Here is a 14,490-nt window from a genome sequence, read left to right as displayed (position 1 = left end):
CCCCTGAAGGGGAGGGGCTCCGTCTGTGCATCCCCATCAATAAAAAGGGCTCCCGAAGGAGCTCTTTCTCTTGCCGTCCTGGCGAACCGCTCAGCGCCGCCGGGGCAGCCGTCGGGCGACCAGGATCAGCGCCAGTCCGGCGATCGCGACAAAGGCGCCGCGATCCGCCCATTCGCCCTGGCCGAGCATGAAGCTCTGCTCGGGCCAATGGATGTAACCCAAGCCCTGACCGATCCATAATCCCCCCGTCAGCGCCAGCATGACGCCGATGGCGATCAGGATCGGCCGGACCCGGTTCATGGCTTAGCGCTGCTCGACCGGAACATACGAACGCTGCGTCGGGCCGGTGTACAGCTGACGCGGGCGGCCGATCTTCTGGTCGGGATCGGTGATCATCTCGTTCCACTGCGCGACCCAGCCGACGGTGCGGGCGAGGGCGAACAGCACGGTGAACATCTCGGTCGGGAAGCCGATCGCCGACAGGATGACGCCCGAATAGAAGTCGACGTTCGGGAACAGCTTCTTCTCGACGAAATATTCGTCGTTCAGCGCGATCTCTTCAAGGCGAAGCGCCGTCTCGAACAGCGGATCGTTGACCTTCAGCGCGTCGAACACTTCGCGCACGGTCTTCTGCATCACGGTCGCGCGCGGGTCGTAGTTCTTGTAGACGCGGTGACCGAAGCCCATCAGGCGGAACGGGTCGTTCTTGTCCTTGGCGCGTGCGATGAACTCGGGGATACGCTCGGGCGTGCCGATCTCGCGCAGCATGTTGAGCGCGGCTTCGTTCGCGCCGCCATGCGCCGGACCCCAGAGGCAGGCGATACCCGCCGCGATGCAGGCGAACGGGTTCGCACCCGACGAACCGGCCAGACGAACGGTCGAGGTCGACGCATTCTGCTCGTGATCGGCGTGCAGGATGAAGATGCGGTCCATCGCCTTTTCGACGGCCGGGTTCACCTCATACGGCTCGGCCGGAACGCCGAAGGTCATGCGCAGGAAGTTGCCGGTGTAGGACAGCGAATTGTCCGGATACAGGAAGGGCTGGCCCACGCTGTACTTGTACGCCATCGCCGCGATCGTCGGGATCTTGGCGATCAGGCGATGCGACGCGATGGTGCGCTGCACCGGGTCATGGATGTCGGTCGAATCGTGATAGAAGGCCGACAGCGCGCCGACGACGCCGCACATGATCGCCATCGGGTGCGCATCGCGGCGGAAGCCACGGAAGAACGCCGCCAGCTGCTCATGCACCATGGTGTGGCGCGTGATGGTGGTGGTGAATTCCGACAGCTCGCCCTGGTTGGGCAGTTCGCCGTTCAGCAGGAGGTAGGCGACCTCCATGAAGCTGCTATTCTCGGCCAGCTCGCCGATCGGATAGCCGCGGTGCAGCAGAACGCCTTCGTCGCCGTCGATATAGGTCAGCTCCGACCGGCACGACGCGGTCGAGGTGAAGCCGGGATCATAGGTGAAGGCACCCGTCTGGGCATAGAGCTTGCGGATGTCGACCACGTCCGGGCCGATCGAGCCCGACATGACCGGATAGTCAAAGCCCTTGCCGCCGATTTCGAATTTCGCGGTGTCGCTCATACTCAGTGATCCTTCCTATCTGCGGTCATCTGGTCCGCGATCCGCCCCAGGCTTTCCTCGCGGCCCAGCAAAACGAGCACGTCGAAAATTCCCGGGGACGTCTTGCGTCCGGTCAAGGCAGCGCGGAGCGGCTGGGCGACCTGACCGAGCTTCACGCTCTCGGCTTCGGCCACCTTGCGTACCGCGTCTTCCAAAAGCTCCGTATCCCAGTTGTGCACCGCGTCAAGCGCGGTGTGAACGGAAAAGAGAATGCCCCGTGCCTTATCGTCGAGCAGGCCGGTGGCGGCGTCGTCCAGGCTCAACGGACGGGTCGCGAAAAGGAAGCGCGCGCCATCGGCCAATTCGTTCAAATTCGCCGCGCGGGGCTTCAGCGACGGCATGGCGGCGGTCAGCAGCGCGACGTCCTCGACCCCCATCCGCTTGGCGGTCAGCTCGGCCAGACGGGCGTCGTCGGCTTCGCGAATATAATGGCCGTTGAGGTTTTCCAGCTTCTTCAGGTCGAAGCGCGACGGTGCCTTGCCGACGGCGGCGAGGTCGAACCACTTCACCGCCTCGTCCCGCGCGATGATCTCCGCATCGCCATGGCCCCAGCCCAGGCGGAGCAGGTAATTGTCGAGTGCTTCGGGCAGGATGCCCATTTCGTCGCGATAGGCCTCGATGCCCACCGCGCCGTGGCGCTTGGAGAGCTTGGCGCCGTCCGATCCGTGGATCAGCGGGATATGCGCATAGATCGGCTCGGCCCAACCCATCGCCTTGTAGATGGGCAGCTGGCGGAAGGCGTTGTTCAGGTGGTCGTCGCCACGGATGACATGGGTCACGCCCATGTCATGGTCGTCGACCACGACCGCCAGCATATAGGTCGGCGTGCCGTCGGACCGCAGGAGGACCAGATCGTCCAGCTCGGCATTCTGCACGGTGACGCTGCCCTGCACGCGGTCCTCGATCGTCACGGCCCCCTCGCGCGGGGCGCGCAGGCGGACGACGAAGGGCTGGCCCTCCGGCGCGGTGGCGGGATCGGCGTCGCGCCAGGGCGAACGGATGCGCAGCGGCTGCTTGGCGGCCTGTGCGGCTTCACGCTGCGCGGCGATCTCTTCCTGCGTCATGTAGCAGCGATAGGCATGGCCCCGCTCCATCATCTCGCGGGCGACCTCGGCATGGCGGTCGGCACGGGCGAACTGGAACACGGCGTCGCCGTCCCAGTCCAGGCCCAGCCAGCGCATGCCGTCCAGGATCGCGTCGATCGCGGGCTGGGTCGAGCGGGCGCGATCGGTATCCTCGATGCGCAGCAGGAACTTGCCGCCATTCGCCCGCGCGAACAACCAGTTGAACAGCGCGGTGCGCGCGCCGCCGATGTGAAGGAATCCGGTCGGCGAGGGCGCGAAACGGGTCACGACTCCGCTCATGGTCGATCCGGTGGCGATATCATGTGTTGCGCTCAACCGCGCATACTCCCAGCATAAGATTCGATGGCCCAGTCAGCCGCCGCAGCCCCTAGCACCATGCGTCCGCGCCGCCAAATGCCGCGCCTTTGCTGGGCCGAGCCATGGGCAGAGGCCGAGCGGAACCAGATCCCGTTATGGACGCCGGTGATGCTGGGCGCGGGGATTGCGGCGTGGTTCGTGCTGCCCGATCCGCGCGCTTGGGCGGCGGTGATGCTGGCCGCCGGGGGCGTCGGGCTGGGGGCGGCGACCCTGTCTGATGGCGGACGGGTGATGCGGGCTATCGGTCTGGGCGCGATGCTGGTGGTGGCGGGTATGCTGCTGGCCTGGGCGCGTGCCGAGTCGGTCCGGGCACCTGTGCTGGTGCGGCCGGTGATGGCAGACATGGTAGCCGAGGTGGAGACGGCGGAGCCCTTGGCGGCGCGGCAGATCGTCCGACTGATGCTGCGACCGGTTCGGGCGCGGGACGGGCGCGGGCGGATATTGAGCATGCCGCCACGCATTCGGATATCGGTGCCGCAGGAGGATGCGCCGATAGGATTGGGGCCGGGCGCACGGGTCCGATTGCGGGCGCGGCTGATGCCGCCGCCGGGGCCGGTCGCGCCGGGAGGCTATGACTTTGCGCGCGCGGCATGGTTTCAGCGTATCGGTGCCACGGGGCGCGGCTTCGCGCCGGTACAGATACTGCACCAGGCCGATCAAGGTCCCGGGTTGCGCCAGCGCCTGTCGGAGCGGATCACGAGCCAGCTTCCGGGCAGTGCGGGCGGGATTGCGGCGGCGCTGGCGACGGGAGATGTCGGCGCGATCGCGCAGGACGACGCCGAGGCGATGCGGCGAGCCGGGCTGGCGCATCTCCTGTCGGTCAGCGGCCTTCACATCACGGCGGTCGTCGGGATCGTCATGGTGCTGACGATCAGGCTGCTGGCGCTCTGGCCGTGGCTGGCGTTGCGGGTTCGACTGCCGTTGGTCGGAGCAGCGGCCGGAGCCGTTGCCGCCGTCGGATATACGTGGCTGACCGGAGCGGAGGTTCCGACGATACGCTCCTGTGTCGCGGCGATGCTGGTCCTGGCGGCGCTGGCCATGGGTCGGGAAGCGATGACCCTGCGCCTTGTCGCAGCAGGGGCGCTGATCGTGCTGATCTTCCGGCCCGAGGCATTGGTGGGGGCCAGTTTCCAGCTCTCCTTTGCAGCGATCACCGCCATTGTCGCGCTTCATGAGCACCCGGCGGTTCGCCGATGGTTAGGGCCGCATCCCGATTGGCGCTGGGCGGCCTTGCGGCATCTGGGCGCGTTGCTGCTGACCGGGCTGGTGGTCGAGGCGGCGCTGATGCCGATCGCCGTCTATCATTTCCACAAGGCGGGGCTTTACGGCGCACTGGCCAATATCGTCGCGATCCCCTGGACGACCTTCATCGCCATGCCGCTGGAGATGATCGCATTGTTGCTGGAGCCCATGGGGTTGGGCGGCCCATTCTGGTGGTTGCTCGGACTGGCCCTGGGCCTGTTGTTGAAGCTGGCGCATGCGGTGTCCGCCATGCCGGGATCGGTGGTCGCCTTGCCCGTGGCGTCGGGATGGGCGTTCGGGCTGGCCGTCGCGGGGGGATTGTGGATCGCGCTTTGGCGGACCCGGTGGCGATGGCTCGGGACGCCTGCGCTGATGGCCGGTATATGGGTCATGTTGGCAGCGCCTGCACCCGACCTTATCGTCACCGGCGACGGTCGACATGCTGGGATCGCGTCGGGGCATGGCATGGCGCTGCTCCGTGATCGGGCGGGGGATTATATGCGGACCACCCTGTCCGAACTCAGCGGCACCGATGCCGAGCCGCTGGCGCTGGCCGATCAACCGGCGGCGCGTTGCGGGCGGGATATGTGCGTGACCGTTTTGGAGAAGCGCGGGCGGCGCTGGCGGATCGCGGCGACGCGCAGTGGTTATCCGGTGCCATGGACGCAGTTGGTGGCGCTTTGCGGTCGGGTGGATATCATGATCGCCGACCGTCGCCTGCCCGATGCGTGCCGGCCGCGCTGGTTGAAATTGGACAGCTTTGTCTTGGAGCGGACCGGCGGCGTCTCCATCCGGCTCGATCCACCCATGGTGCGGGTGGTGCGCCAACCCGGTGATCGCCATCCATGGTCGATGACCGGACAGAGGGGAGGGCGATAGGCCCTCTATCAACGAAGGGCGATGCATTCGACAGCCCCAAACCGAGACTGTGAGCAAAGCCATCCAAAGCCGGATCAGGGCTTTCTAAGATGGCTTTGCTCCGCCCTCATTCGTAGCGGCGCAGGATGCCCGACAGCTTGCCCTGCACCCGCACCTGCGCGGGCGCGTAGCGCTGCGGGTCATAGGCGCGGTTGGCGGGATCGAGGCGGACCATCGAGCCTTCGCGCCGGAAATATTTCAGCGTCGCTTCGCTATCGTCGATCAGCGCGACCACGATCTGTCCGTCGCGCGCCACATCGGTACGGCGGATCAGCGCATAGTCGCCGTCGAGGATACCCGCCTCGACCATCGAATCGCCGGATACTTCCAGCGCATAATGTTCGCCCGAGCCGAGCAATGCGGCGGGCACGGCCAGCATCGAACTGCCCTCGAACGCCTCGATCGGCAAACCGGCGGCGATCCGGCCATGGAGCGGGATTTCGACCACGTCATTGGCAGGCTCGACTGCCGGACGCGGGGTGGGCGCACGGACATTGGCGGATGCGGGTTCGGCCGCCACGGTCTTTTCCGGCCGGTCAGGCATCCGCAACACTTCCAGCGCGCGGGCGCGATTGGGCAGGCGACGGATGAAGTGGCGTTCCTCCAGTGCGGAGATCAGACGGTGGACGCCCGACTTGGACTTGAGGTCCAGCGCCTCCTTCATCTCTTCGAAAGACGGCGAGACGCCGGTTTCCTTCAAACGGTCGTTGATGAAGCAGACAAGCTCATGCTGCTTTGCGGTGAGCATCGCGATCCTCCGTCCAGAACAGACGTGGAACTTATATGGAACGTTTTGGCTTGCGTCAAGCGAGCATCAGGATTTCCGCCGAGTCGCCTGTCGCGGCGGGGGGAGCGTGTGGCGGGCGGATGATAAGGCAGGTCGAACGCGCCAAAGTCAGCAGCATCGAGCTGTCCTGGATGGCCGCCGCATGAACCCGCCCGTCTATCATCGCCGCGCGAAGATAGTCGATGCGCGGGCCATTGGCGGGCAAATCCTCGCCCAGTATGGCGGGGATGGGCCTGGGCAGTGGCTCGGCCGCACCTGCCAGATGCGCGATCAGGGGGCGCACGAACAGCGTTGCGGTGACGAAGGCCGAGACGGGATTGCCCGGCAGGCTGAGCACCACCGTCTCGCCGAGCCGTCCCGCCATCATCGGCTTGCCGGGGCGAAGCGCGATACGCCAGAAATCGACGCTCCCGCCCGCCGCCTTGAGCGCGGGTTGGACCAGATCATGATCGCCGACCGAGGCGCCGCCGGTCGTCACCAGCAGGTCGGCCTCAACCGAGGCAAAGGCGTCGCGGAGCTTATCGAGATCATCGGGCAGGATGCCCAGATCGATGATCTCGACCGGCAGATCGGCCAGCATCGCCGCCAGCATGACGCCGTTCGATTCGGGCAGGGCGGCGGGATCGGTGCTACCGGGCGGGACCAGTTCGTCGCCGGTCGCGGCGATCGCGACACGAACGGTCGGTCGGACGGGCAGGACGGCGTGACCGCCGGTCGCCGCCACCGCGATGCGCGCGGGGGTCAGTCGCTGCCCGGCAGCGATCAGCGTTGCGCCTTCGGAAAAATCGAGCCCGCGCCGCCGTACATTGCGGCCCTGATGGGCGGGGCCTTCGCCTGCCAGCGTCAGGACCGCGCCGTCGCGCGCCGCTTCCTCCTGGATCAGAACGGTGTCAGTCCCTTCCGGAAGCACCGCGCCGGTAAAGATACGCGTCGCCTGTGCTCGCTCGACCGAACCGCTAAACGGCCGTCCCGCCGCGCTTTCACCGATGACGGTCCATGGCCCCGGCATGTCCTGAAAGCGGATGGCGTAGCCGTCCATCGCCGACAGGTCGTGCGCAGGCTGGGTCCGCCGCGCGGTCACGTCACGCGCGGCCCAGCGTCCGGCAGCTTGGCGCAACGGCAGTTCGACGATGGAGCGTTCGCTGGCCAGGGCGAGCAATCGGGCCTGGGCTTCGGGGACGGGGAGAAGAATGACGGTCGCTCCTTTTGGCCCAAGGACGCTTTTCCGCAGCGTCCGTTCCCCTGCGATCGGAGGCGTTAGGCGTTCCAGTCGCCGGACTTGCCGCCGGTCTTGGCGATCAGGCGAATATCACCGATCGTCATGCGCTTATCGAGGGCCTTTGCCATGTCGTACACGGTCAACAGCGTCACCGACACGGCGGTCAGGGCTTCCATCTCGACACCGGTCTGGCCCGCCATGGCAGCGGTGGCGGTGGCGGTCACGCCTCCCTCGTCCAGAACCAGATCGATCTCTACCTTGCTCAGAGGCAGGGGGTGGCAGAGCGGAATGAGGTCGCTGGTCTTCTTGGCGGCCATGATGCCCGCCACCCGCGCGACCGCCAGCACATCGCCCTTCTGAACGCTGCCCGCGCGGATCGCGGCGGCGGCGTCTCGAGTCATGGTGATGCGGCCTTGCGCCACCGCCTCTCGGGCCGTGACCGCCTTGGCCCCGACATCGACCATGCGCGCCGAGCCTTCTTCGTCGAGATGGGTGAGGCCGGTCATCCGATCAGCGCGCGGGTTGCCGCCTCGACGTCATGCTGGCGCATCAGCGCTTCGCCGACCAGGAAGCAATGAATGCCGTGCGCAGCCATCGCGTCCAGATCCTCGCGGCTGGTCAGCCCGCTTTCGGCCACGAAAGTGCTGCCCGCGGGGGCATGCGCGACCAGTTCATAGGTCCGTTGAAAATCGACGGTGAAGTCCCTGAGATCGCGGTTGTTCACCCCAATCAACCGCGACTTCAACCGCGCGGCGCGCTCCATCTCGGCGGCGTCGTGAACCTCGACCAGCGCGTCCATGCCGCACTCGATCGCAGCGGCCTCGATCTCCTGCATCTGGGTGTCGTCCAGGGCCGCGACGATGATGAGGATGGCGTCGGCCCCCAGTGCGCGCGATTCGTGCACCTGCCAGGGGTCGACCATGAAATCCTTGCGCAGCACCGGGATCGATACCGCCGCGCGCGCCTGTTCCAAGAACACGTCCGCCCCCTGGAACCAGCGTTCGTCGGTCAGCACCGACAGGCAGGCCGCGCCGCCCGCTTCATAGGCGCGGGCATGGGCGGGAGGATTAAAATCCGCGCGGATCAGGCCCTTGGAGGGGCTGGCCTTCTTAACCTCGGCGATCAGCGCATGGCCGGTTTTGGCGTCCAACGCGGCCCGGAACCCGCGCGGTGCCGAGACGGTGGCGATCTTGGCGTCCAGATCGGCATGCGACATGGTCGCCTTGCGCGCGGCGACATCGGCGCGCTTGGTTTCCAGGATGCGGTCGAGCATCGTCATCGGTAAGCAATCCATCGATCGAGAAGCGCCGCGGCCTCGCCGGTGTCGATGGCGCGGGCGGCGGCGACCGCGCCTTGCGCCAGGTCGGTGCTATGCCCGGCGACCAGCAGCGCGGCGGCGGCATTGAGGAGAACCGCGTCGCGATACGCGCCCGGCTCCCCGGCGAGAAGACGGCGAAGCGCCTCGGCATTGTGCCGCGCGTCGCCGCCACGAATGGCGGTGATGGGATGGCGGGGGAGGCCCGCATCCTCCGGGGTGATGGTTGCGGGGGCGGTAATGTCGCCGACCGAGACCGCGATGCTGGGACCTGCACCGGACAGCTCGTCCAGCCCTTCCTCGCCCGACACGACCAGCGCTGCCTCGGCGCCCAGCTGCTCCAGCGCCTCGGCATAAACGGTCGCATAGTCGGGACGCGCGATGCCGATCAGCTGCCGCCCGACATGCGCCGGATTGGCGAGCGGCCCCATCAGATTGAAGATCGTCCGCCGCCCGATCCTGCGCCGGATCGGGGTGATCCGCGCCATCGCGGGGTGGTGGTTGGCGGCGAACAGGAAGGCGATACCGATATCGTTGAGGCTCGACTGCGCCACGGCCCCCGCGCGCTCCATATCGAGGCCCAGCACTTCCAGCGTGTCGGCCGCGCCCGCCTTGGACGAAGCGGCGCGGTTGCCATGCTTGGCGACCGGCACGCCCAGTGCGGCGACGACCAGCGACACGGCGGTCGAGACGTTGAGGGTATGATGTCCGTCGCCGCCGGTGCCGCACACATCGACCGTACCCTTGGGCGCTTCGACCGGGATGACGCGCTGCCGCATGGCGCGCGCGGCCTCGGCGATCTCGATCGAGGTTTCGCCCCGCTCGGTCAGGCCGATCAGGAAGGCCGCAATCGCCTCATCCTCGGCGCGGCCGTCCAATATGTCGGCAAAGGCGGCGGCCGCCGTCTCTCGCGACAAAGGACTGACGGTATCGGGGAGCAGCGCGACGGTCGTCACGCGGCACTCTCCACCGGCGGGCGGAGCCGCTCGGGCAGTTCATGCGCCACGCCTGCTTCGCGCAGGAAATTGGCGAGCATCGCATGACCATATTCGGTGGCGATGCTTTCGGGGTGGAACTGGACGCCGTGAATGGGCAGCGTCGCGTGGCGAAAGCCCATTACCGTGCCATCCTCGGCGCGCGCATTGACGACCAGGCTATCGGGCACATCGTTGACGATCAGCGAGTGATAGCGCGTCGCGGTGAAGGGCGAGGGCAGGCCCCGGAACAGCCCGGTGCCGTCATGCAGCACCGGCGAGGTCTTGCCGTGCATCAGGCCGCCACGCTCGACCAAGCCACCGAAATGCTGGCCGATCGCCTGATGGCCCAGGCACACGCCCAGCAGCGGCCGACCCGCATCGGCGGCGGCGGCGACCAGGTCCAGGCTGACGCCCGCCTCGGTCGGCGTGCACGGGCCGGGGGAGATGAGAAAGGCTTGCGCCCCCGACGAGAGCGCTTGGCCCGCCGAGATCGCGTCGTTGCGGACCACCTCTACCTCGCTGCCCAATTCCTGAAGATAATGGACGAGGTTCCAGGTGAAGCTGTCGTAATTGTCGACGACCAGGATCATGGCACCGCCATAGCCGATCGCGCGGGCGGTGCAACGTCCCGTTCACATCGGTCTCGCGGGGCAGGGCATCGTCATGACGGTGGCGCGATGACGGATCATGCGACATAGCGCCGCAATTCCGCCGGAAATCGGCCCCTACCGGGCTTCGTTCAGCATGGAGCCATGAAGGGCGTCCGACGTTGTCAGACCATAAGGAGTTTTCGTCACCATGGTTCGAGCTGCCCTGATTGCCGCCTTGTTGCTGACCCCGGCTACGGCTTTTGCCCAGCAAGCGGCGACGTCGGACCAGGCGCAGGCCAGCACCGGCCAGCCGCCCAAGCGGGTGCGTAACGTCACGCTGACCGGCGACCAGAAATGTCCCGAGAGCACGGCGGAGGAAGTCGTGGTGTGCGGCCGTGACGACGAACCCTATCGTATTCCCAAGGCGCTGCGCGACGACAAGCCGATCCCGGCGCAGAACCAGAGCTGGGTCAACCGCGCCGCGACGATGGATCAGGTCGGTCGCGTGGCGGGCGGTATTCCGGACACCTGCTCGCCGGTGGGCACGGGCGGCCAGAGCGGATGCAGCATTCTGTGGAACCAGCAATATCAGGCCGATCGCCGTGCGCGCCGGGCCGAGGTGACGCCGCCTGCGGCTGACGGGGAGTGATGTCCGGGGGCAGGATGACTTCACGTTGATCCACCCCTCCTCTTTAGGGGAGGGGTTTGGCTAAGGACGCCCCAATGTCATCCCGATCCAGGGCAGGGACCGCCTGACTCAATTCTGTTCCCCGGCGAAGGCCGGGGTCCAATCGCAATGATGTTCATGGCACGCTTTATCGGTTGGGGAATGGCCTCCCATGCAGCGTCTTGCACACTCTCAACCCAGTAGGAACTGGGCCCCGGCCTTCGCCGGGGAACAGCGCCCTTTTAAAGCCGAATATACTTACTGCCCGAAGCCGCCTTCACCGGCACGCGCCACCGCATCGCGCGCGGCGGCGAGCATCGCGCCCGCCTTGGCCTCGCATTCGCGCTGCTCATAGGCCGGGTCGCTGTCGGCGACGATACCCGCGCCCGCCTGGACGTGGATGGTACCGTCCTTGACCACCGCCGTCCGCAGCACGATGCACGAATCCATCGAGCCGTCGGGCGAGAAATAGCCGACGCCGCCCGCATAAGCGCCGCGTCGCTCGGGCTCCAGTTCGGCGATGACCTGGCAGGCGCGGACCTTGGGAGCGCCGCTGACCGTGCCCGCCGGGAAGCCCGCGAACAGCGCGTCGAGCGCGTCCTTGTCATCGGCCAGATGCCCGACGACGTTCGAGACGATGTGCATGACGTGGCTGTAGAACTCGACCGTATAGCTGTCGGTCACGCGCACGCTGCCTGCCGAGGACGCGCGGCCGACATCGTTGCGGCCCAGGTCCAGCAGCATCAGATGCTCGGCGCGTTCCTTGGGATCGGCGAGCAGGCTGTCACGATTGGCGGCATCCTCGGCCCGCGTACGCCCGCGAGGGCGGGTGCCCGCGATCGGCCGGATCGTCACTTCGTCGTTGCGGACGCGAACCAGGATTTCCGGGCTCGATCCGATCAGTGAAAAGCCCGGCAGGTCGAGATGATAGAGGAAAGGCGAGGGGTTGATCCGCCGCAGGCTGCGATACAGCTCGAACGGCGGCAGGGTGAAGGGCGCGGAGAAACGCTGCGCCAGCACCACCTGAAAGATATCGCCCGCGACGATATAGTCCTTCGCCCACGCGACCATCTCGACATAGCGACCGGGAGGCAGCGCCGGTTCATAGGCCGGTTCGGGCAGTTCGGCGCGCACCGGTGCGGGCAGGGTGGCGGTCGCGAGGCGTGCGGCGGTGGCGTCCAGCCGCTCCTCCGCGTCCGCGATCATCCGCGCGGCATCGCGCGCCGCATCGGGCCACACGGGGGCGACCAGATAGAGCGCATCGGCCAGCCGGTCGAAGACCAGGATCACCGTCGGCCGCACGAACATCATGTCGGGCAGGCCGAGCGGATCGGCCTCAGGCTGGGGCAGCGTCTCGACCAGCCCGACCGTCTCATAGCCGAAATACCCGACCAGGCAGGCCAGTGCCGAGGGCAGGCCCTCGGGCACGTCGGCGCGGCATTCGGCGACCAGGGTGCGCAGCGCCGCCAGCGTCGGCGCGTCGCACGGCTCGAACGCGTTGCGGTCCGTCGCCCAGTGGCGGTTGATCGCGGCGGCATGACCATCGGCGCGGAAGACGAGATCGGGGGCGAGGCCGATCAGGCTGTAACGACCGCGCGTCGCGCCGCCCTCGACCGATTCCAGCAGGAAGTCACCGCGACCCGGCTCGATCAGCTTGAGCGCGGCGGCGACCGGCGTCTCGGTATCGGCGATCTGCCGACGCCAGATCAGCTGCGGCTGGCCATCGGCCAGCCGTTCAGCGGTGCTGCGCTCAGTTGCTGCCATTGTTCAGCAGCTCTGAGCGGGTCTTGGCGACCGCCTTGGGGTCTGTCTTGACGACGACGGCGTCGCGAACGGCGCGTGCGAACTGCGAGACATATTCGCGGCCGATCAGGCGGCCGATATCGCCCCGCGCGGCGCGGATCGCGGCGTCGTTGCCGGTCGCATTGCCCGGTTCGATCTTGGTCACGCGGATGATGTACCAGCCCTCGTTCTGCGGGGCGGCCAGCGTGCGCGCCTTGTTCTGCGGCATCGAGAACAGCAGCGCGAGCGGGGCGGCGGCGGGCGTGTTCTGCGCGGCGGCCAGATCGCGGCGCGACGCGGCGATCGGGCGGACCGGCGGCACCACCAGCCCGGTTTCCTTCAGCGCCTGAGCCATCGGCATGCCCTTGTTCACCTTGGCGAGCACGGCATTGGCGAGAGTGCGGGCCGCGGTGCGAGCGCGGTCGGCGGTCAGGTCGGCCAGCACTTGGCTACGCACCTGGGCCAGCGGACGCGGGGCGGAGCGCTGGATCTGGCCGACGCCGACGACCGCGAAGCCGCCGTCCTGGCCGATCGGTACGATCTGCGGCGCGTCGCCATCCTCGGCGGTGAAGGCGGCGGTGATCATCGCGCGCAGTTCCGGCGTCGGCTGGAAGGTCGGCGCATCCGGTGCCGCGCCCTGTGCGGTGACGGCGGGCGTGGTCTGTGCCTGAAGTTTGCGGTCGGCGATCACCTCGTCGAACGTGGCGTTGCCCGACAGCGAATCCTCGATCGCGTTGCGCATCTCACCCAGCGCGGCGGCCTGCTTCTGCTTCGTCAGCTCGGTGACGATCTCGGGGCGCGCCTGGGCCAGCGTCTTGCCGGGAACCTGGGTGATCGCATCGACCTTGGCGACGACGAAGCCGAGCGTCCCACGCACCGGGCCGATCACGCCGCCCTGCGGCGCGCCGAACACGGCATCGGCGACCGCGGCCGAGGCCTGGGTGGCATAGGCCGCCTTGTCGACGCCCTTTTGCACCGAAGCCTCCAGCCCGGCGGCGCGTGCGGCATCGGCCAGCGAGGTGCCGCCCTTGGCCTTGGCGGCCAGCGCATTGGCGCCCGCCTGATCGGCGACGATGACCTGGGTCACGTCTCGCTTCTGGGTCGCGGCATAGCGCGACTGGTTGGTCTGATAGTAACGCGCGATCTCCGCATCGCTCGGGGTCGCCTTGGCGGCGACGGCGGCGGGGTTCACGACCGCATAGCGGACCACGCGACGCTCCGGCAGCGTGTAGCGCTGGACGTTGCGGGTGTAGAAGGTCTGCACGTCGGCGTCGCTCGGCGCGGCCCCCGCGGGGACCAGACGGGTCGGGATATAGCCGACCTCGCCCTGCCGCTTTTCGAGCAGCAGCGAGGCATAGGGCAGCGCCATCTGCGTCGCGAACTGGGTCGCACCGACGGTGGGGATGGTCAGCTGCTGCGCGAAGGTCGAACGCTCGATATCGGTGCGGACCTGCGCATCGGTCATCTTCCGCTGTGCCAAAAGCTGCTGATAAAGCGCCGGGTCGAACTGGCCATTGGGGCCGCGAAAGGCCGGGATCGAGGCGATCTGGCCGTCGACCAGGCGGCGCGAGACGACCATGCCCTGCTGCTTGCCGAACTGTTCGAGCGCCAGGCCGGTGATCTCGCGCTGGAGCACGCCCTCGAACCCGCCCGCCGCGATGAACTGCGCCATGTCGAGGCCCGGCTGTTCCTGGCGATAGGCGGCGACCTCGTTCTGCGCGGCGGTGCGCAGGTCGTTGGCGGTCACCTTCGCGTCGCCGACCTTGGCGACGTCGGAGCCGTTCAGGCCGCCCGCCATGCCCGCGATATTGGTGACGTCACCGGCCGCGAACGCGATCGCGATCACGCCCAGCACGATGAAGGTCACGACGACGCCGGCCTTGGAATTGATGATCCGGCGGAAGAAGCTGAGCATGGACGACCGA

The 14,490-nt window shown here is 67.6% G+C and carries 13 protein-coding genes; 2 read left to right on the top strand and 11 right to left on the bottom strand.

Features of this window, described 5'->3' with window-relative positions:
• Positions 1–90: 90 nt before the first annotated feature.
• Genes ASF14_RS17530 through gltX form a run of 3 tightly spaced genes read right to left on the bottom strand, consistent with a single transcriptional unit; the run spans position 91 to position 2,990 of the window.
• Positions 91–300, bottom strand: coding sequence for a hypothetical protein (locus ASF14_RS17530; RefSeq protein WP_056438051.1), 210 nt, complete (start codon positions 298–300; stop codon positions 91–93).
• A gap of 3 nt (positions 301–303) precedes the next feature.
• Positions 304–1,587, bottom strand: coding sequence for a citrate synthase (locus ASF14_RS17525; protein WP_056438047.1), 1,284 nt, complete (start codon positions 1,585–1,587; stop codon positions 304–306).
• Positions 1,588–1,589: 2 nt separating this feature from the next.
• Positions 1,590–2,990, bottom strand: a complete 1,401-nt coding sequence (gene gltX, locus ASF14_RS17520; protein WP_056438044.1) for a glutamate--tRNA ligase — start codon at positions 2,988–2,990, stop codon at positions 1,590–1,592.
• 114 nt (positions 2,991–3,104) lie between these two features.
• On the opposite strand from gltX, the gene ASF14_RS17515 reads away from it, so the two are divergent.
• On the top strand, positions 3,105–5,189 hold the full coding sequence (locus ASF14_RS17515; RefSeq protein ID WP_056438456.1) for a ComEC/Rec2 family competence protein: 2,085 nt from the start codon (positions 3,105–3,107) through the stop codon (positions 5,187–5,189).
• A gap of 106 nt (positions 5,190–5,295) precedes the next feature.
• On the opposite strand, the gene lexA is transcribed toward ASF14_RS17515, so the two are convergent.
• The 6 genes from lexA to ASF14_RS17485 all read right to left on the bottom strand — a co-directional run bounded on the left by lexA (position 5,296) and on the right by ASF14_RS17485 (position 10,116).
• Entirely contained in the window at positions 5,296–5,976 is a 681-nt protein-coding gene (gene lexA, locus ASF14_RS17510; RefSeq protein WP_056438041.1) for a transcriptional repressor LexA, read from the bottom strand.
• Between the two features lie 55 nt (positions 5,977–6,031).
• Entirely contained in the window at positions 6,032–7,207 is a 1,176-nt protein-coding gene (locus ASF14_RS17505) for a molybdopterin molybdotransferase MoeA (protein WP_443025829.1), read from the bottom strand.
• Positions 7,208–7,272: 65 nt separating this feature from the next.
• A complete protein-coding gene (gene moaC, locus ASF14_RS17500; RefSeq protein ID WP_056438034.1) occupies positions 7,273–7,740 on the bottom strand; it encodes a cyclic pyranopterin monophosphate synthase MoaC in 468 nt (155 codons plus the stop codon).
• Positions 7,737–8,513: an indole-3-glycerol phosphate synthase TrpC gene (gene trpC, locus ASF14_RS17495; RefSeq protein WP_056438032.1), complete on the bottom strand. Its 777-nt coding sequence runs from the start codon at positions 8,511–8,513 to the stop codon at positions 7,737–7,739. The genes moaC and trpC overlap by 4 nt, the downstream gene beginning before the upstream one ends.
• Positions 8,510–9,505 (bottom strand): anthranilate phosphoribosyltransferase, encoded by a 996-nt coding sequence (trpD, locus tag ASF14_RS17490; protein WP_056438029.1) that lies wholly within the window; start codon positions 9,503–9,505, stop codon positions 8,510–8,512. The genes trpC and trpD overlap by 4 nt, the downstream gene beginning before the upstream one ends.
• Positions 9,502–10,116, bottom strand: a complete 615-nt coding sequence (locus ASF14_RS17485) for an anthranilate synthase component II (protein ID WP_056438026.1) — start codon at positions 10,114–10,116, stop codon at positions 9,502–9,504. The genes trpD and ASF14_RS17485 overlap by 4 nt, the downstream gene beginning before the upstream one ends.
• A gap of 208 nt (positions 10,117–10,324) precedes the next feature.
• On the opposite strand from ASF14_RS17485, the gene ASF14_RS17480 reads away from it, so the two are divergent.
• Positions 10,325–10,765 (top strand): hypothetical protein, encoded by a 441-nt coding sequence (locus tag ASF14_RS17480; RefSeq protein ID WP_056438023.1) that lies wholly within the window; start codon positions 10,325–10,327, stop codon positions 10,763–10,765.
• A gap of 276 nt (positions 10,766–11,041) precedes the next feature.
• Here the strand turns inward: ASF14_RS17480 and trpE are convergent, their stop codons facing one another.
• Both trpE and ASF14_RS17470 read right to left on the bottom strand, forming a co-directional pair.
• Entirely contained in the window at positions 11,042–12,547 is a 1,506-nt protein-coding gene (trpE, locus tag ASF14_RS17475; protein WP_056438020.1) for an anthranilate synthase component I, read from the bottom strand.
• Positions 12,534–14,480: a peptidylprolyl isomerase gene (locus tag ASF14_RS17470; RefSeq protein WP_056438017.1), complete on the bottom strand. Its 1,947-nt coding sequence runs from the start codon at positions 14,478–14,480 to the stop codon at positions 12,534–12,536. The genes trpE and ASF14_RS17470 overlap by 14 nt, the downstream gene beginning before the upstream one ends.
• Positions 14,481–14,490 lie beyond the last annotated feature (10 nt).

Origin of the sequence: Sphingomonas sp. Leaf257 (assembly GCF_001422185.1) — a bacterium.
In the GTDB taxonomy this organism is placed as follows: Bacteria; Pseudomonadota; Alphaproteobacteria; order Sphingomonadales; family Sphingomonadaceae; genus Sphingomonas; species Sphingomonas yabuuchiae.
The sequence above is the reverse complement of the archived record's forward strand: the minus strand, read 5'-3'. Positions and strand labels throughout refer to the sequence as shown.